General features: G+C 59.7%; 11 protein-coding genes and 1 pseudogene. 10 read left to right on the forward strand and 2 right to left on the reverse strand.

Translation table 11 applies throughout. The annotated features are described in order from the left end of the window. Positions 1-106 precede the first annotated feature (106 nt). From R5R73_RS02100 to R5R73_RS02115, 4 genes are all read left to right on the forward strand, one after another. Complete coding sequence (locus tag R5R73_RS02100; protein WP_322528632.1) at positions 107-12,784, forward strand: YadA-like family protein; 12,678 nt, start codon at positions 107-109, stop codon at positions 12,782-12,784. A gap of 10 nt (positions 12,785-12,794) precedes the next feature. Then, on the forward strand, positions 12,795-13,616 hold the full coding sequence (locus R5R73_RS02105; protein ID WP_322528633.1) for an OmpA family protein: 822 nt from the start codon (positions 12,795-12,797) through the stop codon (positions 13,614-13,616). Between the two features lie 45 nt (positions 13,617-13,661). Continuing rightward, entirely contained in the window at positions 13,662-13,958 is a 297-nt protein-coding gene (locus R5R73_RS02110; RefSeq protein WP_322528634.1) for a DUF6447 family protein, read from the forward strand. A gap of 148 nt (positions 13,959-14,106) precedes the next feature. After that, the gene (locus tag R5R73_RS02115; RefSeq protein WP_322528635.1) at positions 14,107-15,000 is read left to right on the forward strand and encodes an SH3 domain-containing protein; all 894 of its coding nucleotides are present in this window, start codon (positions 14,107-14,109) and stop codon (positions 14,998-15,000) included. A 349-nt stretch (positions 15,001-15,349) separates the two neighbouring features. Here the strand turns inward: R5R73_RS02115 and R5R73_RS02120 are convergent, their stop codons facing one another. Both R5R73_RS02120 and R5R73_RS02125 read right to left on the reverse strand, forming a co-directional pair. Then, complete coding sequence (locus R5R73_RS02120; protein ID WP_322529551.1) at positions 15,350-15,649, reverse strand: RES family NAD+ phosphorylase; 300 nt, start codon at positions 15,647-15,649, stop codon at positions 15,350-15,352. 71 nt (positions 15,650-15,720) lie between these two features. After that, positions 15,721-16,332 (reverse strand): annotated as a pseudogene (locus tag R5R73_RS02125) (transposase); the annotation flags it as partial. Positions 16,333-16,773: 441 nt separating this feature from the next. On the opposite strand from R5R73_RS02125, the gene mobH reads away from it, so the two are divergent. From mobH to R5R73_RS02155, 6 genes are all read left to right on the forward strand, one after another. Then, positions 16,774-18,642: a MobH family relaxase gene (gene mobH, locus R5R73_RS02130; RefSeq protein ID WP_322528637.1), complete on the forward strand. Its 1,869-nt coding sequence runs from the start codon at positions 16,774-16,776 to the stop codon at positions 18,640-18,642. Continuing rightward, positions 18,635-19,588: a tyrosine-type recombinase/integrase gene (locus R5R73_RS02135; RefSeq protein ID WP_322528638.1), complete on the forward strand. Its 954-nt coding sequence runs from the start codon at positions 18,635-18,637 to the stop codon at positions 19,586-19,588. Before mobH ends, R5R73_RS02135 begins: the two co-directional genes overlap by 8 nt. A gap of 668 nt (positions 19,589-20,256) precedes the next feature. After that, positions 20,257-20,604: an NADH-quinone oxidoreductase subunit A gene (locus R5R73_RS02140; RefSeq protein WP_322528639.1), complete on the forward strand. Its 348-nt coding sequence runs from the start codon at positions 20,257-20,259 to the stop codon at positions 20,602-20,604. Further along, on the forward strand, positions 20,595-21,905 hold the full coding sequence (locus R5R73_RS02145; protein WP_322528640.1) for a hypothetical protein: 1,311 nt from the start codon (positions 20,595-20,597) through the stop codon (positions 21,903-21,905). Before R5R73_RS02140 ends, R5R73_RS02145 begins: the two co-directional genes overlap by 10 nt. After that, on the forward strand, positions 21,898-22,824 hold the full coding sequence (locus R5R73_RS02150) for an NADH-quinone oxidoreductase subunit H (protein ID WP_322528641.1): 927 nt from the start codon (positions 21,898-21,900) through the stop codon (positions 22,822-22,824). The genes R5R73_RS02145 and R5R73_RS02150 overlap by 8 nt, the downstream gene beginning before the upstream one ends. 25 nt (positions 22,825-22,849) lie before the next feature. Continuing rightward, entirely contained in the window at positions 22,850-23,470 is a 621-nt protein-coding gene (locus R5R73_RS02155; RefSeq protein ID WP_075563585.1) for an NADH-quinone oxidoreductase subunit J, read from the forward strand. Positions 23,471-23,476: the final 6 nt, after the last annotated feature.

Consider the following 23,476-nt stretch of genomic DNA (forward strand, 5'->3'; position numbering starts at 1 on the left):
ATTTGAGGCCTTGTATCAAACTACCCTTTTGGGTCGGGGTGGTTTGCTTGCTGCAATACAAACTAAGGTCGCGTCAGTCAATTAGAACGATACCTCGTAGGTGAGTATGAACAAGATATTTAAAGTCATCTGGAACAGCACTCTTGGCCGCCTGGTAGTTACGTCGGAGGCGGCTCACTCTAAGGGTAAGCCAAGTGGGCAGCGGCTCCAGGTGGTGCCAGCGGAAGCTGTGAAAGTCTTACCTGCAGGTATCTTGCGCCCCTTGGTCGTGGCGATAGGACTGGTCGGTAGTGGGGTGAGTGCTATGGCTACCGCAGAGGACGCCACTTTCGACAACCTGACGATCAACGACGACGCGATTCTTGGCGCCCTAGAGGTGAGTAGAGCCGCTACTATCACTGGGTCGCTCACCGTCGGTGGCGAGGATGTTGCCACAGTCAGTGATATTGCCGGTATCGGTAACAATGCGTCAGCCATCACGAGCCTGGATGGGCGCGTTACCACCAATGAAACTGATATTGCGGGCTTAGATAGTCGCGTTGCCACAAATGAAGCTGATACTGCAGGCCTGGATGCCGATCTTGGCAATCTCGACACCCGAGTCGGTGACAATGAATCGGCCATCACGGGCCTCGATGGTCGCGTTGCCACCAATGAAACTGATATTGCGGGCCTGGATGTCGATCTTGGCGATCTCGACACCCGAGTCGGTGACAATAAGTCGGCCATCACTGGCCTCGATGGTCGCGTTGCTACTAATGAAACTGATATAGCGGGCCTGGATACCGATCTTGGCAATCTCGACACCCGGGTCGGTGACAATGAGTCGGCCATCACGGGCCTCGATGGTCGCGTTGCCTCTAATGAAACTGATATAGCGGGCCTGGATACCGATCTTGGCAATCTCGACACCCGAGTCGGTGACAATGAGTCGGCCATCACGGGCCTCGATGGTCGCGTTGCCTCTAATGAAACTGATATTGCGGGCCTGGATGTCGATCTTGGCAATCTCGACACCCGAGTCGGTGACAATGAGTCGGCCATCACGGCCCTCGATGGTCGCGTTGCCACTAATGAAACTGATATAGCGGGCCTGGATACCGATCTTGGCAATCTCGACACCCGAGTCGGTGACAATGAAACCGACATCATTACAATCAACGATTCTCTGACCAATCTGGGTGTCGATGAGAACTCCCCAGGCGTCAAATATTTTCGTGCGAATTCTGACGACATTGATGCTCAGGCTAACGGCTCTGAGTCTGTCGCCATTGGCCCCAGCAGCGTCGCTGGCGGCACCAACAGCTTAGCCGCAGGATTGAGTGCCACGACTAGCAGCTTGGCAGACAACGGCATTGCCCTGGGCAACCAGGCCCGTGCCGAGGCGGGCAACACCTTGGCGGTGGGGAACCAGGCCAACGCGGCCTTGGAGTCCGGAACGGCCATTGGCAACCAAGCGCAGGCGAAGGCCGAAAACTCGATTGCCTTAGGCAAGCAAACTCTAGCCCTGGGTGAGAATGCCACTTCCATTGGTACGACTGGCGATCCCATCACGATTCTGGATTTGGCTGTTGATGGCGCCGACTTGACGTCGATCAATGGCGTACCGGTGACGGCAATCGGCACGCCGCTCAACCCCGATGGGACCTACAACCCCACCGGTTCAGACCAGATTACCGAAATTGCCGGTGTGGCGGTGGACGAAGACGGCGTCAATCAGTTTATCAGTGCGTTGAAGGCCGGCGCCAACCTTGCCTCGGGCAAGAACAGTGTGTCGCTTGGCGTCGGCACCATCGCAGCCGGTGACTCCAGCGTTGCCATCGGAGATAGGGCCAGCGCGTCAAGTAATGCGGTTGGCATCGGCCGCAATGCGACCGCCACAGGTGGCGCCGTCAGCATTGGCCCCGGCGCCACTGCGAGCGGTGCCAACAGCTTCGCCGGCGGCAATAATGCCACCGCGAGCGGTGCCAACAGCTTCGCCGCAGGCGCTGGGGCGCAAGCAGGTGGTGCGGTTAGCATTGCTTTAGGTAAAGATGCCGTGGCGGCCGCTACAAACAATATTTCGATCGGTGAGGAAGCAGGCGTTGGTACAAATGCTGCTACAGCCAACGATCAGGTAAATAATATCGCCATCGGCGCCCAGGCTGGTCAGAACGTTGCCGGCCAACGTAATGTGGCAATGGGAAGCAGTGCGGGCAATGCTGCCGATGGGAACGACAACATTTCCTTTGGCTCCGGGGCTGGTAACAGCCTGGAAGGTGACAGTAATATCAGCATTGGTTTGAATGCTAACAATGCTGATGGGGGAGGGAAGAATCGCGCTGTGGGCATCGGCGAGGATGCCTCGGCGGGTACCGATGGCGTTGCCATCGGTCACGAGGCTGTCGCTTCCGGCACCAACGGTCTTGCATTGGGTAGTGGTGCAGCAACGAGTGGTGCAGGCGTGGCCTTGGGTGAAAACGCTGAGGCAGCCACCGGCTATATTGCCTTGGGCTCTGGCACCCAGGCCTTACAAAGTGATGTTAATGGAAGTAGCTATCTGACCAATCGTGCGTTCTCGGGCAGCGCCGTTTCTGTGGGGAATAGCGAGACAGGCCTGACGCGGCGTATCGTTAATGTGGAGGATGGCGCACAGGACACTGATGCGGTAAACGTACGGCAGCTACAGTATGCAGTGAATAATATCGACCTGACGGATCCTGACTTCGCCGATGGCGTGATCCTGGATCTTCAGGACCAGATCGATCAGAACTTGCTGTCTTATGTCAGTATCGGGGATGGCGGCACCGACAGGAGCAACAAAGATAACAGTGGGGCGCTAGGCGTCAGGTCATTAGCGATTGGTCCGGATGCCTCTACCAGTAATGGGGCCGACGATGCGACAGCGATTGGCTCCAGCGTATCGGCGGAAGGGGCTTCCTCGGTTGTTCTGGGCCACGATGTCCAGGCGCTAAACGATAATTCGGTCGTCATCGGCAGCCAACAGACCGAAGCGCGCGACGAAAGCGGCGTGGCCATTGGCGCGGACTCGCAAAGCCGTGGCACAAACTCGATCGTTATTGGTACCCGCTCTGAGTCGGACGACCAGGATGGTACTAATGTCCAAAACTCCATCGTCATCGGTACGGACTCCCAGTCGACAGCGCGCGAAGGGATCGTTATCGGCAGAGATTCCCTCGTAAATGCCGAAAGAGCTATGGCACAGGGTGATAATGCCGAGGCAACGGCGGATGACGCCATGGCTGTCGGTACAGGCTCCCGGGCGAGTGGTGTCAGCGCCCAGGCCAGCGGCACCCGTGCCAGCGCCAGTGGCGCCAACGCTCAGGCCAGCGGCACCGATGCCAACGCCAGTGGCGTCGACACTCAGGCTAGCGGTACCAGAGCTCAGGCGAGCGGTTCTAATGCTCAGGCCAGTGGCACCGATGCCCGCGCCAGCGGTACCGATGCTCAGGCCAGCGGTACCAGGGCTTCCGCGAGTGGATCCAATGCCATCGCATCAGGTACGGATGCGCGTGGATATGCCAGCGACGGTATCGCCATGGGCACTGGAGCCCAGGCAGGCTTCGATGATCCCAATAACCTCGACCCTTTGCGCAACTCTGGAGGTATCGCGATTGGCAATGAGACCCGTGCGGACGAAGAGCATGCGCTGGCGCTCGGCGTCGAGGCCCAGGCTCGCGCCCAGTCCGCCACGGCGATCGGCGATGGGGCCGAAGCCTCGGACACCGCCCAGGGCGGCCTAGCCGTCGGGGCCGGCGCAGGGGTCACCGCGCAGAACGCCGCCGCCTTCGGCCAGAGCGCCAAAGCGGAGGGCATCGAGGCCTTGGCCATGGGCTCCGGGGCGCGCGCCGACGCCCAGTCCGCCACGGCGATCGGCGCTGGAGCCCTGGCCAACCACCAGGGCTCGGTGGCCCTGGGGAGCAACGCGGTCACAGCGGCGCCAGTCTCCACTGATGAAATGACGGTCGACAAGAATACCTACGACTTCGCGGGCACCTCTCCTGTAGCGACTGTTAGCGTGGGGGGCTTGGGTGAAGAGCGTACTCTTACTAACGTCGCCGCCGGACGCGTCAGCGCTGCCAGTACCGACGCCGTCAACGGCAGCCAGCTTTATGGCACCAACCAGGCAGTCGATGCACTGGCCGACAACTTGGACACTGCCGGCGGTTCTGTGGCCGCCGTGATGGGTGGCAACGCTGCCTATGATCCGCAGACCCACCAGGTCACGATGAACAATGTGGGTGGCACCGGCGAAGATACCCTCAACGATGCCATCGAGTATGCCGCTCAGGGCTGGGATGTCACCGCCAACAATGATGCCGGTGCCAATGTCGCGCCCGGCGGCTCGGTGGATTTCAGCAGTACCGACAGCAATATCGCCATCAGCCGCGCGGGCACCGACCTGGTGTTCAACCTCGCGGAGGATATCGGCGTCGACGGAAGCGTCAGCGTCGGTAGCGATACCGTTGTCGATGGTGACAGCGTCACGACCAACAACCTGACGGTTGGTGGTGATACCTTCGTCGTGGCCGGGGATACTGTCACCTATGACGGTAATGAAATCGCGACCCAGGCCGACGGTCTGAGCTTTGCCGGTAACACCGGGGGGGCCATCGATAAGACGCTGGGAGACACCACCCCGTTGACGGTTTCCGGTGGGCTGGCGTTGGGCGAGGCTTCCAGTGGCGCCAACCTGCGCGTGGATAGCGACGGCAATCAGCTCAACCTGGTAATGGCGCGCAACCTAACCGAGCTGGACAGTGTCACCACCGGCAATAGCGTGCTCGACACCGGCGGCCTCACCGTCAACGATGGCACTAACAGCACCGAGTACGGCACCGCCGGCATGACCATTACCGGTGGCCCTAGCGTGACCTCCGGTGGCATCGATGCCGGTGATCAGGTTATTGCCAGCGTGGCCGACGGAGATGTGAACGCCACCAGCAGCGATGCCATCAACGGCAGCCAGCTGCAGGCGGCAGGCGACAGTCTGGCCAGCAACGTGCTGGGTGGTGATGCTGCCTATGCCGACAACGACTTCACCATGAGTGATGTGGGCGGTACCGGCGAGAACACCATCGACGAGGCGATCGCCTCGGCTAATACCGCCGCCAATGCCGGCTGGGACATCAGTGCCCAGGGCAGCAACTCGACCAATGTGGGGCCGAACGACAGCGTCGATTTGAACAACAGTGATGGCAATATCGTGGTCAGCAAGACCGCCACCGATAACGATGTCACCTTCGATCTGGCCGCCAACCTCACAGCCGACAGCGTGACCACCGGTAACAGTGTGCTCGATACCGATGGGCTGACCGTCGACGACGGTGCCGGCAATGTCACCGAGGTGACGACCGCGGGCATCAGTGTCAGCGATGGCACCGACAGCACCGCCTACGGTGCCGAGGGCATGGCCATTGCGGGCGGGCCGAGCGTGACCTCCGGCGGCATCAATGCGGCCGGCAACACGATCACCGGCGTAGCCGATGGCGCCATCAACAGCACCAGCAGTGAAGCCATCAACGGCAGCCAGCTGCAGGCGGCAGGCGACAGTCTGGCCAGCAGCGTGCTGGGTGGTGATGCTGCCTATGCCGACAACGACTTCACCATGAGTGACGTGGGCGGTACCGGCGAGAACACCATCGACGAGGCGATCGCCTCGGCCAATACCGCCGCCAATGCCGGCTGGGACATCAGTGCCCAGGGCAGCAACTCGACCAATGTGGGGCCGAACGACAGCGTCGATTTGAACAACAGTGATGGCAATATCGTGGTCAGCAAGACCGCCACCGATAACGATGTCACCTTCGATCTGGCCGCCAACCTCACAGCCGACAGCGTGACCACCGGTAACAGTGTGCTCGATACCGATGGGCTGACCGTCGACGACGGTGCCGGCAATGTCACCGAGGTGACGACCGCGGGCACCAGTGTCAGCGATGGCACTGACAGCACCGCCTACGGCGCCGACGGCATGACCATTGCGGGCGGGCCGAGCGTGACCTCCGGCGGCATCGATGCGGCCGGCAACACGATCACCGGCGTAGCCGATGGCGCCATCAACAGCACCAGCAGTGAAGCCATCAACGGCAGCCAGCTGCAGGCGGCAGGCGACAGTCTGGCCAGCAGCGTGCTGGGTGGTGATGCTGCCTATGCCGACAACGACTTCACCATGAGTGACGTGGGCGGTACCGGCGAGAACACCATCGACGAGGCGATCGCTTCGGCCAACACCGCCGCCAATGCCGGCTGGAACGTGGCTGACACCAACGGCAACAGCCACAACATCGGCCCGAACGGCAAGGTGACCTTCGACGGCGACAGCAACGTCACGGTGACCGAGTCTGGTGCTGACGATGATGCCAAGGTTCAGGTCGCGCTGAATGACGACATTACGGTCGATAGTGTGGCAGCCGACAGCGTGACCACCGGTAACAGTGTGCTCGATACCGATGGGCTGACCGTCGACGACGGTGCCGGCAATGTCACCGAGGTGACGACCGCGGGCATCAGTGTCAGCGATGGCACCGACAGCACCGCCTACGGTGCCGAGGGCATGGCCATTGCGGGCGGGCCGAGCGTGACCTCCGGCGGCATCAATGCGGCCGGCAACACGATCACCGGCGTGGCCGATGGCGCCATCAACAGCACCAGCAGCGATGCTATCAACGGCAGCCAGCTGCAGGCGGCGGGCGACAGCCTGGCCAGCAACGTGCTGGGCGGTAATGCCGACTACACCGGCAACGACTTCACCATGAGTGATGTGGGCGGTACCGGTGAGAACACTATCGACGAGGCGATCGCCTCGGCCAACACTGCCGCCAATGCCGGCTGGGACATCAGTGCCCAGGGCAGCAACTCGACCAATGTGGGGCCGAACGACAGCGTCGATCTGAATAACAGTGATGGCAATATCGTGGTCAGCAAGACCGCCACCGATAACGATGTCACCTTCGATCTGGCCGCCAACCTCACAGCCGACAGCGTGACCACCGGTAACAGTGTGCTCGATACCGATGGGCTGACCGTCGACGACGGTGCCGGCAATGTCACCGAGGTGACGACCGCGGGCATCAGTGTCAGCGATGGCACCGACAGCACCGAGTATGGCGCCGATGGCATGGCCATTGCCGGTGGCCCGAGCGTCACCAGTGGCGGTATCGATGCGGCCGGCAACACGATCACCGGCGTGGCCGATGGCGCCATCAACAGCACCAGCAGTGATGCTATCAACGGCAGCCAGCTGCAGGCGGCGGGCGACAGCCTGGCCAGCAACGTGCTGGGCGGTGATGCCGCTTACACCGGCAACGACTTCAGCATGAGTGATGTGGGCGGTACCGGCGAGAGCACCATCGATGACGCCATCCGCTCGGCCAACACCGCCGCCAATGCCGGCTGGAACGTGGCCGACACCAACGGCAACAGCCACAACATCGGCCCCAACGGCAAGGTGACCTTCGACGGCGACAGCAACGTCACGGTGACCGAGTCTGGTGTCGATGATGATGCCAAGGTCCAGGTCGCGCTGAACGACGATATTACCGTCGACAGCGTCACCACCGGCAACAGCACGCTGGACAACGATGGCCTGACCGTCGCCGATGGTGCGGGCAATATCACCGAGGTGACAATCGCTGGCACCAGCGTCACCGACAGCACCAACAGCACCGAGTACGGCGCTGACGGCATGACCATTGCCGGTGGCCCGAGCGTTACCACCGGCGGCATCGATGCGGCTGGCAACAAGGTCACCAACGTGGCCGATGGCGACATCAACGCCTCCAGCGGCGATGTCATCAATGGCAGCCAGCTGCAGTCGGCGGGCGACAGCCTGGCCAGCAACGTGCTGGGCGGTGATGCCGCTTACACCGGCAACGACTTCAGCATGAGTGATGTGGGCGGTACCGGCGAGAGCACCATCGATGGCGCCATCCGCTCGGCCAACACCGCCGCCAATGCCGGCTGGAACGTGGCCGACACCAACGGCAACAGCCACAACATCGGCCCCAACGGCAAGGTGACCTTCGACGGCGACAGCAACGTCACGGTGACCGAGTCTGGTGTCGATGATGATGCCAAGGTCCAGGTCGCGCTGAACGACGATATTACCGTCGACAGCGTCACCACCGGCAACAGCACGCTGGACAACGATGGCCTGACCGTCGCCGATGGCGCGGGCAATATCACCGAGGTGACAACCGCTGGTACCCGCGTCGCCAATGGCACCAACAGCACCGAGTACGGCGCCGACGGCATGACCATTGCCGGTGGCCCGAGCGTTACCACCGGCGGTATCGATACGGCTGGCAACAAGGTCACCAACGTGGCCGATGGCGACATCAACGCCTCCAGCGGCGATGCCATCAACGGCAGCCAGCTGCAGGCGGCGGGTGACAGCCTGGCCAGCAACGTGCTGGGCGGCAATGCCGATTACACCGGTAACGACTTCACCATGAGTGACGTGGGCGGCACCGGTGAAGACACCATCGATGACGCCATCAAGTCAGCCAACACCGCAGCCAATGCCGGCTGGAACGTGGCCGACACCAACGGCAACAGCCACAACATCGGCCCGAACGGCAAGGTGACCTTCGACGGCGACAGCAACGTCACGGTGACCGAGTCTGGTGTCGATGATGATGCCAAGGTCCAGGTCGCGCTGAACGACGATATTACCGTCGACAGCGTCACCACCGGCAACAGCACGTTGGACAACGATGGCCTGACCGTCGCCGATGGCGCGGGCAATATCACCGAGGTGACAACCGCTGGTACCCGCGTCGCCAATGGCACCAACAGCACCGAGTACGGCGCCGACGGCATGACCATTGCCGGTGGCCCGAGCGTTACCACCGGCGGTATCGATACGGCTGGCAACAAGGTCACCAACGTGGCCGATGGCGACATCAACGCCTCCAGCGGCGATGCCATCAACGGCAGCCAGCTGCAGGCGGCGGGTGACAGCCTGGCCAGCAACGTGCTGGGCGGCAATGCCGATTACACCGGTAACGACTTCACCATGAGTGACGTGGGCGGCACCGGTGAAGACACCATCGATGACGCCATCAAGTCAGCCAACACCGCAGCCAATGCCGGCTGGAACGTGGCCGACACCAACGGCAACAGCCACAACATCGGCCCGAACGGCAAGGTGACCTTCGACGGCGACAGCAACGTCACTGTCACCGAGTCTGGTGCTGATGATGACGCCAAGGTCCAGGTCGCGCTGAACGACGATGTTGCCGTCGACAGCGTCACCACCGGCAACAGCACGCTCGACACCGATGGCCTGATCGTCGATGACGGCACCAATAGCACCGAGTACGGCGCTGACGGCATGACTATTGCCGGTGGCCCGAGCGTTACTACCGGCGGCATCGATGCGGCCGGCAACACGGTCACCGGTGTGGCCGATGGCGCCATCAACAGCACCAGCAGTGATGCCATCAACGGCAGCCAGCTGCAGGCGGCGGGTGACAGCCTGGCCAGCAACGTGCTGGGCGGTGATGCCGCTTACACCGGCAACGACTTCAGCATGAGTGATGTGGGCGGTACCGGCGAGAGCACCATCGATGACGCCATCCGCTCGGCCAACACCGCCGCCAATGCCGGCTGGAACGTGGCCGACACCAACGGCAACAGCCACAACATCGGCCCCAACGGCAAGGTGACCTTCGACGGCGACAGCAACGTCACTGTCACCGAGTCTGGTGCTGATGATGACGCCAAGGTCCAGGTCGCGCTGAACGACGATATTGCCGTCGATAGCGTCACCACCGGCAACAGCACGCTCGACACCGATGGGCTGACCGTCGACGACGGCGCCGGCAATGTCACCGAGGTGGCCGCGACCGGCACCAGCGTTACCGATGGCATCAACAGCACCGCCTACGGCGCCGACGGCATGACCATTGCGGGCGGGCCGAGCGTGACCTCCGGCGGCATCAATGCGGCCGGCAACACGATCACCGGTGTGGCCGATGGCGCCATCAACAGCACCAGCAGCGATGCTATCAACGGCAGCCAGCTGCAGGCGGCGGGCGACAGCCTGGCCAGCAACGTGCTGGGCGGTAATGCCAACTACACCGGCAACGACTTCAGCATGAGTGATGTGGGCGGTACCGGCGAGAGCACCATCGATGACGCCATCCGCTCGGCCAACACCGCCGCCAATGCCGGTTGGAACGTGGCCGACACCAACGGCAACAGCCACAACATCGGTCCCAACGGCCAGGTGACCTTTGACGGCGACAGCAATGTCACTGTCACCGAGTCTGGCGCTGACGATGACGCCAAGGTCCAGGTCGCGCTGAACGACGACATTGCCGTCGACAGCATCACTACCGGCAACAGCACGCTCGATACCGATGGACTGACCCTCGATGACGGTACCAACTCCACCAAGGTAAGCGCCGGCAGTATCAATGTGACCAGTGGTGGTAACAGCATCACCATGGATGGTGGCGCCGGTGATATCACGGGCCTGGCCAACACCGACCTCGACGGTGCCGACTTCGCCCAGGCAGGACGTGCAGCCACCGAGGAGCAGCTGGACCTGGTCAACCAGACCGCCAGCGCCGGCTGGAACCTGAGCGGTTCCGGTGCCAATCAGGTGAACATCGGGCCGAACGGTAACGTGGACTTCCAGGGCGACGGCAACATCAGCGTGGCGCAGAACGGTGCGGAGGATGATGGTCAGATCGACATTACCCTGAACCGCGACCTGAATGTGGACAGCGTCACCGCAGGAGATGCGTCGCTCGACACCGAGGGGCTGGTGGTAAACGACAGCACCGCGAATCCGACGGCCACCACCTCGGTAGAAGCGGGCATGATCACACTGGCGGCTAACCCGACCACTGGCTCGGCCAACGAGATCGTGATTGATGCCAACAGCGGCACCATCGGTGGGTTGACCAACACGACGTTCGATCCGGATAACTTCACCAGTGGTCAGGCGGCTACAGAAGACCAGTTAGGTCAGGTCTATACCGTGGCCAACGCTGGTTGGAGCGTGTCGGTGGATGGTGAGGGTGCCCAGTCAGACGGCAGCAACAATGTTGGCCCCGGTGAAGTAGTGGATTTCACCAGCGAGGACGGCAACGTTGTTATCAACCGCGACGGCACCAATCTGGCATTCAACCTGGCTGATAGCATCACGCTGGGTGATGGCGAAACCGCGATCAACGTTGATGGCGAGAAGGGCGAGATTGGCGTCGGCGATACCCTCGTGAATGGAGGCGGTGTCAGCGTTGGCGATGATGTGAGTCTGGGCGATACGGGGCTTGAGATCGCTGGTGGGCCGAGCGTCACGGCTGGCGGTATCGACGCGGGCGGAAGCAAGATCACCGGCGTGGCCGCGGGTGATGTCAGCGAGACCAGCACCGATGCCATCAACGGTAGTCAGCTGTATGACGTACAGCAGGTCGCCAACGCCGGCTGGAACTTGACCGGCTCTGGCTCCAATGAGGTGAACATCGGGCCGGAGGGGTCGGTGGACTTCCAGGGTGATAGCAACATCAGTGTGGCACAGGCCGGTACCGATAATGCTGGGGAGATTCAGGTGGCCCTGAACGACACTATCACCCTGGGCGAAGGCGACAGTGCCATCACGTTAGACGGTACTGAGGGAAGTATTGCCACCGGTGACACCATCATGAACGGCGACGGTGTGCGCGTTGGTGATGATGTAGCCTTGGACGAAACTGGTTTGGCCATCACTGGCGGGCCGAGCGTGACCGTTAGCGGTATCAATGCTGGTGGCATGCAGATCACTAACGTAGGTAGTGGCCTGGGTGGTCAGTCGCTGGATCAGATCAGCGGTGATGACCTGATGAATGCCGTGAATGTGAGTGACCTCCAACAGGTGGCCGGTGATATCGGAGATGATGTGGCGGCAGCCAAGACCGAGGTCACGGAGGGCAAGAATATCTCTGTCACCGAGTCGACCGGTAGTGACGGCCAGACCATCTATGAAGTTGCTACCGCTGACGAGGTGGAGTTCGACAAGATGGATGTTGGCTCTGTCACCATCGATAAGGACAATGTCGATGGAGATGGTAATACCATCATTGCCGGTGTTGGCAGGGGAGAAGTCAGTGCTGACAGCACGGATGCCGTGAATGGTGGCCAGCTTTACGATGTCAAGGAAGAGATTGGAGATATCAATAACTCCCTGGATGGTGGCATGGACTTCGCAGCCGATGAAGGTGATGCTGTGAACCGCAAGCTGGGCGATACCGTAGCCATCACCGGCGATAACAACATCACGACACGGACCTCCGATGATGGGGTGCAGGTGACTCTGAATCAGGAGTTGAATGTCGATAGTGTGTCTGCCGGAAGGACCACGGTCAGTGACCAGGGTGTGACGATCGAAGGCGGCCCCAGCATGACGGTCGATGGTATCGACGGGGGGGGCAAACGGGTCACCAACGTGGCCCCAGGGGGCGAACCTACCGATGCCGTAAACGTTGGTCAGATGCAGGAGCTCAACCAGCGCTTTGCTCAAGAGATTAACAATGTCCACGGACGCATCAATGAAGTGGAAAAGAACGCAAATGCAGGTAGCGCGAGTGCTATTGCGGCGAGTACTGTTCCCCAGGCCTGGATGCCCGGCAAGAGCATGGTGGGCGTAGGTACCGGTACCTACGAGGGTGAGACCGCCATTTCGGTTGGTGTATCGCGCCTTTCCGATAATGGTCGATTTGTTATCCAGGGCAAGGTGACGGGTGATTCTCAGAGCAACTTCGGCGCTGGCATCGGTGCCGGCTGGCACTGGTAAGGAGACTACTGTGAAAATATTGCGCTCATCTGCAATGCTCAGGGCGGCCCTCGGGGCCGCCGGTATCGCCAGCCTGGCAATAACTGCGGGCTGTGCCAGCCCGCCGAATAACGACCGCACGGATATTCATGAAGCGGGGGATGGCTTCCCCGCACTGGATAAGAATTGGTATGACGGTGGCCGCTTCGTCGAGCCGGAGAATATATTGCGCCTCGCCGAGGGGCAGACCAAGGATCAGGTGCGTCAACTGATCGGTAATCCTCACTTCAGTGAGGGTTTCTTCGGTGTTCGCGAGTGGAACTATGTCTTCAACCTCTATACGGGGGAATCTGGTGGGGACTACATCACCTGCCAGTATCAGGTGGTGTTCAATGAAGATATGGCTTTGAAAGATACTCGTTGGCGCGACGAGCAGTGCCCGGCATTACTGATGCCCGTCGAGAAGAAGCAAGACGAGACGCTGGTGCTTTCCGGTGATGTGCTGTTCGATTTCGATAGCGATCGGCTGTCTCTGGAAGGAAGGCACGCCCTGGAGCGGGTGGCGCAGTCGACGCTCAGCGAGTTCAAGGCCCCCCGGATGTTGGTCGCAGGTCATACGGACCGTTTCGGTGACGCGGCGTATAACCAGGAGCTTTCACGGTCTCGGGCAGATACCGTGGCCGATTATCTCTCCACTCAGGGAATCAGTCGTGGCGATATCCGCACCACTGGACGCGGTGAGGCCGATCCTGTGGTGACATGCCAGGGAAGCGTGGCTACGCAGAGCGTGACGGAATGTCTGCGCCCTAATAGACGCGTTGAAATCACGATCAGCGAGGCGGTGGATGGGTGAAGCCAGCCACCGGTATCGATGGTAGAGAATCACTAGGATGGAACGATGAGCAAACAACGTGGCCGTCAACAGGACAGCAAGAACATCGAGAATCAGGGTGAAACCGAAGCCGTGGATATGAATGCACAAGAGCGAGGAGATAAGCCGTCGGTCACCATTGATGGGGCCACCTATACATTGGAGAGCCTGGGGGAACAGGGGCGTGAACAGCTGAAGAATCTCCAGGTTACCGACCAGGAGATGCGTCGGTTGCAGGACCAGCTGGCCATCATGCAGACCGCACGTAATACCTATGCTCGGATACTGGGTGATGTGGTCAAGAATGTGACACCACAGACGTGATCCGTTAACGATAATATTTCATGCTAGTTGAGCTATCGCGCTCTGCATTGTCTTCGGGATCCTCCGGCATGTCTGACATGTCGGGGTTTTCTTTGTGACGCTAATTTATGGTTGTCGAGTTATGAGAGTACAGATTTGGCTGGGAGTTGTGCTGCTGAGCGTCAGCACCCTGACCTATGCCGATTATGAGTCGGGCCTGGCCGAGTTTCGTCAGGGGAATTTTGCTTCTGCGGTGTACGAGTGGCGTGAAGACGCGGAGCAGGGCGATGGCCAATCACAGTTTGCGCTGGCCCGGATGTTCGAGAGCGGCTCTGGGGTTCGTCAAAACCTGGATGAGGCCTACAAATGGTATCGCCTGTCTGCCGATAATGATGTCCTGGAAGCACAGGTCAAGCTTGCTCAGTTGTATCTGGGTGAGAGGGTGGAGGGGCATGGGCCGGCAGACGCCGCTGAATGGCTGCAGCGGGCGGCACAGGCCGGGCATGCCGGGGCCCAGTTTCAGCTTGGGCTGATGTATCTGGAAGGTTTCGGACTTGAGGAAGATGCGGTCAGCGCGGCGCAGTGGTTCGCTCAGGCCGCCGATCAGGGGCATGTTCAGGCACAGAACAACCTGGGAAGCCTGTACGAGAACGGACGCGGTGTGGAGCAGGATTACTCGCGCGCCTTCGAGCTCTTCAGTCAGGCCGCCCGACAGGGTGATGCCATGGCACAGAACAACTTGGGGGCGATGTATGCCCGTGGGCGTGGTGTAGAGGCTAATCATGCCTGGGCAGTATTCTGGTTTGCCACCGCATCGCGAAATGGAAATGAGGTGGCCAAGGATAATATTCCGCCTAGCCTGCCGAAGCTTCGGAAGAAGGAGGTCTCCGGCGCACGCGTGAATATTCGATCTGGTGCTGGAACCGATAATTCGCGGATCGCCCAATTGGCTCGGGGAACCGAGGTATATGTTCTGGGAGAAGGCGAGGGCTGGAGCCAGGTCTATTTTGAGGAAGAGGGTGAGCCTGTCCTGGGCTGGGTAGCCACACGATTGATTTACTAAGCAATGAGAATAACTAGCTATTCAGGTGGCTGTTGCTGAGATATTGCTAACCACCTGATTTTTCTGTGCTCTTCGACTCCGCAAGGGGTAGCGTCATCATGTTGGAAGGGCAACGTCCCCTCTCTATTGCTGTACAGTAAGACAGTGTCAGAGGGGGCGAAGGAGCGAGGCAATAGCGCTCCTGACAAAAAAGGGCGACACACGGCTTCCCCGGTCAAAGGAAAGTACTGACACGGAGCGGCCCCATCAAGGGCTGGACGATGCTACACCTGATGAAGTGTACTTCTCTCAATCACTGACCCAGGCGGCCTGACGCCGATGATGACCTGATCCGAGCTTAGGCGACCCGTCAGGTGGTCCAAAGGATGGGGTCCACTTCAGCCAGAGCTAGGCTCGACTGTCCCTCAAGCCAGTCGTCACCGATCTCGGATGTGGAGGGTGGCGCCGGCTTAGCTCGCCAATCTGCTGGCAGAACGTCCTCCGGCAGCTGCATTAGCATCTCCTCCCTGAATGTCACCTCCAGGAGCGTATACTTCTTCAGCAGTTGATTGTCTTCCAGGTGAACCATCTCCTCGAGCATGGCCAGGGACTCTGTGCTCGCGAGGTACACACAGGCCTTACCTTTGCTGTTCCAGCGCCCGCCGTACAGCCGAGCCCCTTACCCACCAAAGGCTGTCTTTAGCCACTTCCGATGTCTGTCAAGCTTGTTGGAACCTGTAATCAGGCGGCTTCTAATCGCTGATCCTGTTGAACCAGCGGGTCTTCCTGGTCGGGGTTCAGCCAGACTGTCCGGCGCGGTGTCCAGTTGCGGGTGGCACTGCTCCACCGCCCGGGATGTTGCCGTTTCGCCTCGGCATAGATGGCGTCTCGCCTTGCCAGCACCTCGTTATCCAGGCCGGCATGCCGCTCCCCCGGGGTGACGAACCGTATGGCGCTGTGGCGGTGTTCGTGGTTGTACCACTGCACGAAGCGCGTCACCCACTGCTGCGCCGCTGACAGGTTCTCGTATCCGTCCATCGGGTAGACGGGCCGGTACTTGCAGGTCCTGAACAGCGACTCTGAGAAGGCGTTGTCATTGGAGACCCGAGGGCGGCTGTACGACGGAGTGATATTTAACCGCTGCAGCGTCGCCTGAAGCGTCGAGCCTTTCATGGCGGAGCCATTATCGGCGTGTAATACCAGTGGCTGGTTGATGCAGCCTTCGCGCAGCACGGCACGCTGGATTACCTCGCTGCTATTGGCCATGGACTCCTGGTCGAAGACCTCGGCATCGACGATCTTGCGACTGTAGATGTCGACGATCATGTACAGGTAGTAGAACTGACCACGCACCTAAGCTCTGTCTGAAAAATCGGCGAGCGATAGCCAGACAAGGCAAAAATCGGCGAAAAAGCGGAGTTTACGGGGTGTAAATGAGCATTTTGAGCCGATTTTTAACACCGTATGGTTAAGCGCAGACATTTTTCAGACAAAGCGTAGGTTCACCACATAATTTGCAGTTTGGTCTGTCAGATTCTTCACCATGCTTCAACCCGTATTCCGAAGCTTTCATTAGGTGATTCTCCACATTATAAAGCTAAGCCGTGCTAGATCGCCTACTGAAGACATTACCACGCTGCACATGATGACCACTCACTGTATGTATGAACAGCACGAGGAATGCATCCCAAATAGTGCAAGAAAGCCTAGCCCTTGAGCTTAACGTTTTGGCTTCGCGTAGCCCCCTTCCTCTGTCACACCTATCGACTGTTTGATAGCTGCAGGAAACAACCGATGCTCCGACGCCTATTCTCGCGCTCCACGACCACCTCGCAAGCAGCAGAGGGGTTCCATACGCCGCGTTCAGGTAAGGAGCTCCTGGCGACACCACGTCGTCAGTCCATGGTCAAGATGCTGTGGGATACAACGTCACTGACGCAGCCTGTCTTCAACGAGTATTTGCTGGCCCCGATAGAGCGGTACGCCGAACTGGTGCAGCTTCTTCCAGCCTCTGAGTCCCACCACCATGCCTACGCCGGCGGCATGCTGGATCACGCGCTCGAGATGGCCTGTTATGGATTGCGTCTCCGGCAACGCCATCTTCTCCCACCTGGTGCGAAACCAGAGGACCAGAGCTCAACCGGTGAGTTGTGGAGTGCTGCCATCATCTATGGCGCGCTGATGCACGACGTCGCCAAAGTGTTGGTCGACATCGAGATCCACCTCCAGGACGGCAGTGAATGGCGTGTATGGCACGGTGTGATCCCGAAACCCTACCGCATGAGGTATCGCACAAACCGGGAGTATCACCTTCACAGCGCCGTCAACACCCTGCTCGGACAACAAGTCTTGGGAGGAAAGGTCATGGACTGGCTAATGAGCCAGCCCAAGCTTTTCTCTCTTTTCATGTACACCATCTCGGGGCATACCGAGCGAGGCGGCATCATTGCCGAACTGATCCATCAGGCTGACCGCGCCAGTGTCGCCAAGGCTCTTGGTGGAAATCCTGTTCAAGCGCTTTCCGCACCCATTGAATCCATCCAGCGCAAGCTGGCCGAAGGCCTCAGGTTCCTGGTCAAGGAACAGTTCAAGCTCAACAAACGAGGGGGGCAAGCCTGGTTGACCGATGAAGCACTATGGCTGGTATCACCTCGTGCCATCAACGAGCTCAAAGCGCACATCTATGCACAAGGGATAAAAAGCATTCCTGCGGAACTGAACCGGCTGCAGGGGGAAATGCATGCTCACGGCATCATCGAGGAAGTTGAGGAAGGCAAGCACGTCTGGAAATGCAATATCACGGATGGTGACTGGCAGAAGACCCTCAACATGATCAAGGTGCCCCCCACCCTGATTTGGGGAGTCGACGAGCGACCGAGTTCATTCAGCGGTCATTTGACGGTCCAGGGAGCAGGGACAGTCGATGAGCAGCAGCCTCCTACAGGTACGGCTCCCCAGGAGAAATCTACAGAGCCGACTTCAGCAGTAGAACAATCAACGCGGGATCAGACCGATACGCCTACCCCCGCCCCTGCCCCTGCCCCTGCAGAGGTAGCGGCAACCTCATCAATAGCGTCTGAGGCAGAGTCTGGGTCAATAGATGACGACATCATGGCACTTTTCCCGGAAGTAAATGGCGAGGATAAACAGGATGTTACGAAAGAAGGATCGAGTAGCGAATCTGAAACACAACTGCAAGAAGCATCAGAATCTGCTAAAACGACACCTCTTATACAAAAGTCTAGTGAGGATGCCAACAATTCCAACGATCCAGCGGACCTTGGAGAGCGGTTCTGGGAGTGGCTGAAGATGGGTCTAGCGGACCATTCCATTGTTATTAATGACACAAAGGCCCCGGTACATACCGTTAATGGTACCTACTTCCTTGTCAGCCCCGGCATTTTTAAGCGTTTCTGTAACAGCGTGCTGAATGACAAAAACCAATGGCAGGCGGTTCAGAAGCGGTTCCAGAAGCTGGGTGTACACGTCAGAACCCAGGGACAGAATATACATAAAGTTTCTGTCGAGGGACAGAACAAAACCGGAACCCTGATGGGCTACTTAATCAAGGATCCGGAACTTGTGAGTCAGAAGATCCCACCTGATAACTGGGTTCTGACTCTTGTAACCACCAAGGGAGAAAAGGGAGTTTCAGATGAATGATGTGTCGTTCTTGGAATTGTTGAGCCGCTATGCCGCCGACAAACATCTACGCCCCAAAAGCGTAAGCACTTACACGGCTGTCGTCCGATTGTTTCGACGCTATTTAGGCCATGAAGCTTATCCTAGCATGGTAACACGACAGATAGTGATTGACTGGCGGGTATCGATCATACGCACCAAGGACAAACCTGATGGCATCACTGAATCAAGCTGGAATAACTACGTGAGGCATCTCAAGGCACTCTATAGCTTTGGCATCAAGCATGGATTGATAGCCTGCAGCCAAAACCCATTCATAGATGTTTCGGTTAAGCAGCCAAAGGTACCCAAAAAGTCCCTGCAACCCTTGCAGATACGCTACGCCAGGGAGGTCCTTGAGGTCTGCCGACGGTACGAGCATTGCTACAATGAACGCTCAAAAATCCACCCAGCCTGGTTCTGGCAGACCTTGATGGAGACATTCTTTTACACAGGGATACGTCTCAACCAGTTATTACATATTGAGGCAGGGGATATAAATTTGAAAAAGCGTGTATTTCGCACGTCAGCTGTGGGTTCGAAGACCCATTCTGAAAGTATAATGCCCATACCTGATGGGCTGTATCCATATATGCGTCAGCTGATTGTCGCAGCCCATAACTCTGGTTTCAAAAGAGAGGATCAGCTCTTTAATGTGAATCGTTTCAGCCAACGTCATAAACGTACGACGATGGATACATGGCAAGTTGAACGATTCTTTCAAGTATTATCGGAGCTTACGGGGTACAAGATGTCACCGCACCGTTTTCGTCACTTTCTGGGAACGGATCTCATGGATAGCCCAGAAAGAAACATCCATATCACGCAGAACATCCTGAACCATTCCGACATACGCACCACGATGGAGTACATACATCCAGACGTTGAAGCGATGCGCCGTGCGTTGAACAGGCGTGTGCCAGTTTAGCTGAACAGGGTCGGTGAGAGGTGAGGAGGGATGCCCCTCCTCACTTAGCCACAACCTATGATTGGTGGGTTGACATCCCTGTCGGTGTTGGCCATGCTTCTTAGCGCCAATGTAGTGCAATAGAGCAAATAGGCCGGAATAGGCCCTCCTTGCACGCTTGGGGAATGACAATTTTCATAGCGCATGGCGACTGCGCTATTCCAGCCGCCCAGAAACCCGCAATTGACTTGTAATCAGTAGGTCCCGGGTTCGACTCCTGGTGTCGGCACCAGAGCTTAGAGATTGATTCATAAGGCTTTTTAAGCCTTACAAGAGACCGCCCTTCAAGGCGGTTTTTTTGTGCCTGCCAGTTTTGTCAGAAAGTTCTGTCAGCTCTGCCTGGCATGCCTATTCCTGTCGTTCCTACCTTTCCGCTCCAGCCGCGACATTCGACCGTGGCTCCCCCATGAACTCGATGGCTGCTGGCTGCGTGGCGCCCGGCTCTGCCTCGCACCTTGGCTATTGTTAACCTACTTTATCCAGGAAGCTAAATGAGGACGCTTATTCAGTTTGCGTTCAGCTGAGCCGCCTACCCTTTTATAAAGGGCTGGTTATCAGCGAAGGGACTGGAGCCCGCGGTCATTGTCTCTGGCCCGGGTTCGTTTGAATCAGCGACGCGAGGGATTCGCATGGAGCTGTTCGCTCTTCTCATCATTCTGATCGTGGTACTGGGCGCCGGGCTGCTGGTGCAGTGGCTGCCTATGCGTCACCAGCCTCGGCCCAGCTGGTCCCAGCGCGTGCCGTTTCTGGGCGGGGGGACGCCCGACAGTCACGCCTGGAGCCGCTACCACGTTCGCTACTACTCCATGACGCTGCTGTTGATCGCCTTCGAGATGGAGATGATGTTCATGTACCCGTGGGCGGTCGTGTTCGTCGAGAAGGGCATGAAGGCCATGATGGAGATGGGCATGTTTCTCGCCATCCTGTCGGTGGGCATCGTCTATGCCTGGCGTGAGGGGGTGTTCAAGTGGCAGTGAACTGGCTGCACAAACTCGCCGCGCGTGGCAGCGTTCCCGTGTTTCCCGTGCTGGGCAAGCAGGGCGATAGCGCGCTGCGGCACCTCGCGCTATCGCCACAAATCGAACTGGTCGACTCGCCGCGCCACGCCAGCGTGCTGCTGGTGGCAGGCGAGGTGCCGGCCGACCGCTTCGAGCCCCTGCGCCGGGTGCATGACCAAGTGCCATATCCGTTCACGACACTATGGTTTCGCAGCGAACCCTGGCCCCATCTGGAGCGCGTGGCCCGTATCGACGAGCTCGACGACCTGCCCGTTGCACTGGTCACGGCGCATCGCGAACTGATGGAAGGCCGTCGCGGCAGTGCTCATCGTCTCCTGCCGGATGAGCCGCCCAACCCCTGGGAAGGCGAGGGCGACTTTGGCCAGGGCGGCGAAGGCATGATGGGCGGGGTGCCCTACGGGCGGCCCATGGCTATGAACATGGCCGATGACATTCGCGACGGTTTGACGCTGGATTCACTGACGTTCCGGCTGGGGCCGTTCTTTTGCGCGTTTCCGCCCGGCATGGCGGCGGAGATCACCCTGCAGGGGGATCTCGTGCAGACATGGCAAACGCAGTTGGCGCCGTATCCACAGCCTCTCGACGAGGTCTTTTTCGACGCGCTCGAGCGCCCCGTCCCCATTGCGGAGGTCGAGCTTGCCCGGGCCCGCCATCATCTGCAGCGGCTGTTTCATGCGTTACACCTGGCGGGCCTGGAAGGCGTGAGCCTGCGGGCCTTGCGCCTGGCGCATGGATTGTCGACGTCGAGCACCCTCGATGGATTGCGCCGCGCGCTATCACGTAGTGGCTTCTTTCGACTGACTGCGGGCGGCGGCGTGCTCGGCCCCGAGCAGGCACGCATGGTCGGCGGGCCCGCCGCCCGAGCTGCCGGAATGGATGATGATCTGCGCTTGGAGGATGCCGGCTATCGACGGCTGGGGTTCTCTCCCGTCTGCCAGGCCGAAGGCGATACCCATGCTCGCTGGCGGCAGCTTCTGGATGAAATCGATCAATCCCTCCATCTGGCCCGTCTGGCCGAACGTGACAGGGTACACACGGAGCGAGCAGACAGCATCGAGACGCCGCGTGGCCCCTGGTCGGAGCGGCGGCCGGCGGATGCGAGTGCGCTCTTCGATGAGCTGTTGCCCGGGCTGGAGTGGGGCGACGCCCTGGCAACGGTCGCCAGTCTGGATGTCGCGGCGTTGGCCGACCAGCCTGTCGGCACACAGCCATCCGGTGAGTCCCGCGCGGCGCGGGGAGGCAACGGAAACGATGTTTAGCGAGCTATTTCTGCCGGTTCTCATGGTGATCTTCATGCTGGTTGTCGGCGGCTATGCCGTTGCCGTGCTCGATCGCCTGGTTGCCAGCGCGCTTGGCACCCCCCAGGCCGGAGGTATCTGGCTGGCGCCGATGGCGCGCGGCGCCTGGTTGCTGACCCAGCACGCCAATGCCACCGAAGCGCCGGATTGGCGGGCCTGGCGGCTGGCACCGGCCCTGTATCTGGCGTTGGCGGCGGGCGGGCTGGCGGTGGTGCCATGGTCGGCATCGCTGGTCGCCACGGATCTGGTCACCAGCGTGGTGCTGTGGGGCAGCGTGGAGGCGCTGGCGACCGTCGTCATCTTCTTGCATGGCTGGTCGGCGAATTCGTTACTGGCCTTGATCGGCGGGTACCGGTACGTGGCGCTGGGGCTTTCCTACATCCTGATCAGCATGTTCGTGCTGATCGGCGTGGCATTGCCGGCCGAATCGCTGCAATTCACCCAGGTGGTGGCTTCGCAGGAAGACCTGTGGAATGTCATCCGCCAGCCACTGGGACTGCCGCTGTTTCTCATCGTCGGCCTGGGCATGACCTTCTGGGGGCCGCTGAACCTGGCCGATTCGACGGATCTTGCCGGCGGCACGGCCTCGGAGATCTCGGGGCCGCCACGGCTGGTCTGGGACATGGCCCGGGCGGGCATGCTGGTCGCGTTCAGCGGCGTGGCAGCGACTGCCTTCCTGGGGGGCTGGCTGGGGCCCTGGCTGCCCGGCCCGTTATGGATGTCCCTCAAGATGCTGGCGGTATTGAGCGTGCTGCTGTTGCTCGGGCGGCTACTGCCGCGACTGGCGCCGGAGCGCTGCGTCACCTTGATGTGGGTCGTGTTGCTGCCGCTGTCGTTCATCGATCTGGTATGGGCCGGCGCTGGGGCGTTATGGGAATGAACGGAGCGTTATTGTGATGGAGAGCATGAATCACGGCCTCGGTGTCGATATCGCGTTTCTGCTGCTGGCCACGCTGGCGGTGGTCACCGGGTGGCGCGTGTTTCGCACCGATTCGATGGTACGGGCCTCCTTCTTTTTGCTGGTGTCGTTCATCGCCGTAGGCGTGATCATGATCCTGTTGGCGGCGGAATACCTGGGCGTTGCCATGTTCTTCATGATGGCCGTGGAAATGACGGTCATGGCGCTGTTCATGGTCATGTTCATGATGAACCCGGCCGGCCTGAATCCCATGAACATGGTCCATCAGGAACGTATCGCCATCGGGGCTGGCGTCGCCGGTTTTCTGGTACTGGGCGCCATGGCCCTGTTGGCAGTCTTTCCCGATCAGCCGGTGCCGGCAGGCCTCGACCCCGTCAGATCACTGGGCAACGAAATGCTCGGTGATTCGATGCTGATTTTCGAATCGGCGGGTCTCGTGCTGCTGACCACCATGATCGGCGTGGTGGTGCTGTCGAGCCATCGCGGGCGCTATGGCGCGGCGGCGGAGGGCTCGATGCCGCCGGGGCTGGAACCGGGCGGCGACCCGGCAGGCAAGCCCGAGGAGGACGAAGAGGGCGAGCATCACCATCATCACCATCATCACTGAGCGGGA

The organism is Salinicola sp. LHM, assembly GCF_034479735.1.
GTDB lineage: Bacteria > Pseudomonadota > Gammaproteobacteria > Pseudomonadales > Halomonadaceae > Salinicola > Salinicola salarius.

What these genes read in the sequence shown, in the direction of transcription:
- R5R73_RS02140 (WP_322528639.1), top strand. Translation starts at nt 20,257, where the DNA reads ATGGAGCTGTTCGCTCTTCTCATCATTCTGATCGTGGTACTGGGCGCC.
- R5R73_RS02100 (WP_322528632.1), top strand. Translation starts at nt 107, where the DNA reads ATGAACAAGATATTTAAAGTCATCTGGAACAGCACTCTTGGCCGCCTG.
- R5R73_RS02150 (WP_322528641.1), top strand. Translation starts at nt 21,898, where the DNA reads ATGTTTAGCGAGCTATTTCTGCCGGTTCTCATGGTGATCTTCATGCTG.
- R5R73_RS02155 (WP_075563585.1), top strand. Translation starts at nt 22,850, where the DNA reads ATGAATCACGGCCTCGGTGTCGATATCGCGTTTCTGCTGCTGGCCACG.
- R5R73_RS02110 (WP_322528634.1), top strand. Translation starts at nt 13,662, where the DNA reads ATGAGCAAACAACGTGGCCGTCAACAGGACAGCAAGAACATCGAGAAT.
- mobH (WP_322528637.1), top strand. Translation starts at nt 16,774, where the DNA reads ATGCTCCGACGCCTATTCTCGCGCTCCACGACCACCTCGCAAGCAGCA.
- R5R73_RS02135 (WP_322528638.1), top strand. Translation starts at nt 18,635, where the DNA reads ATGAATGATGTGTCGTTCTTGGAATTGTTGAGCCGCTATGCCGCCGAC.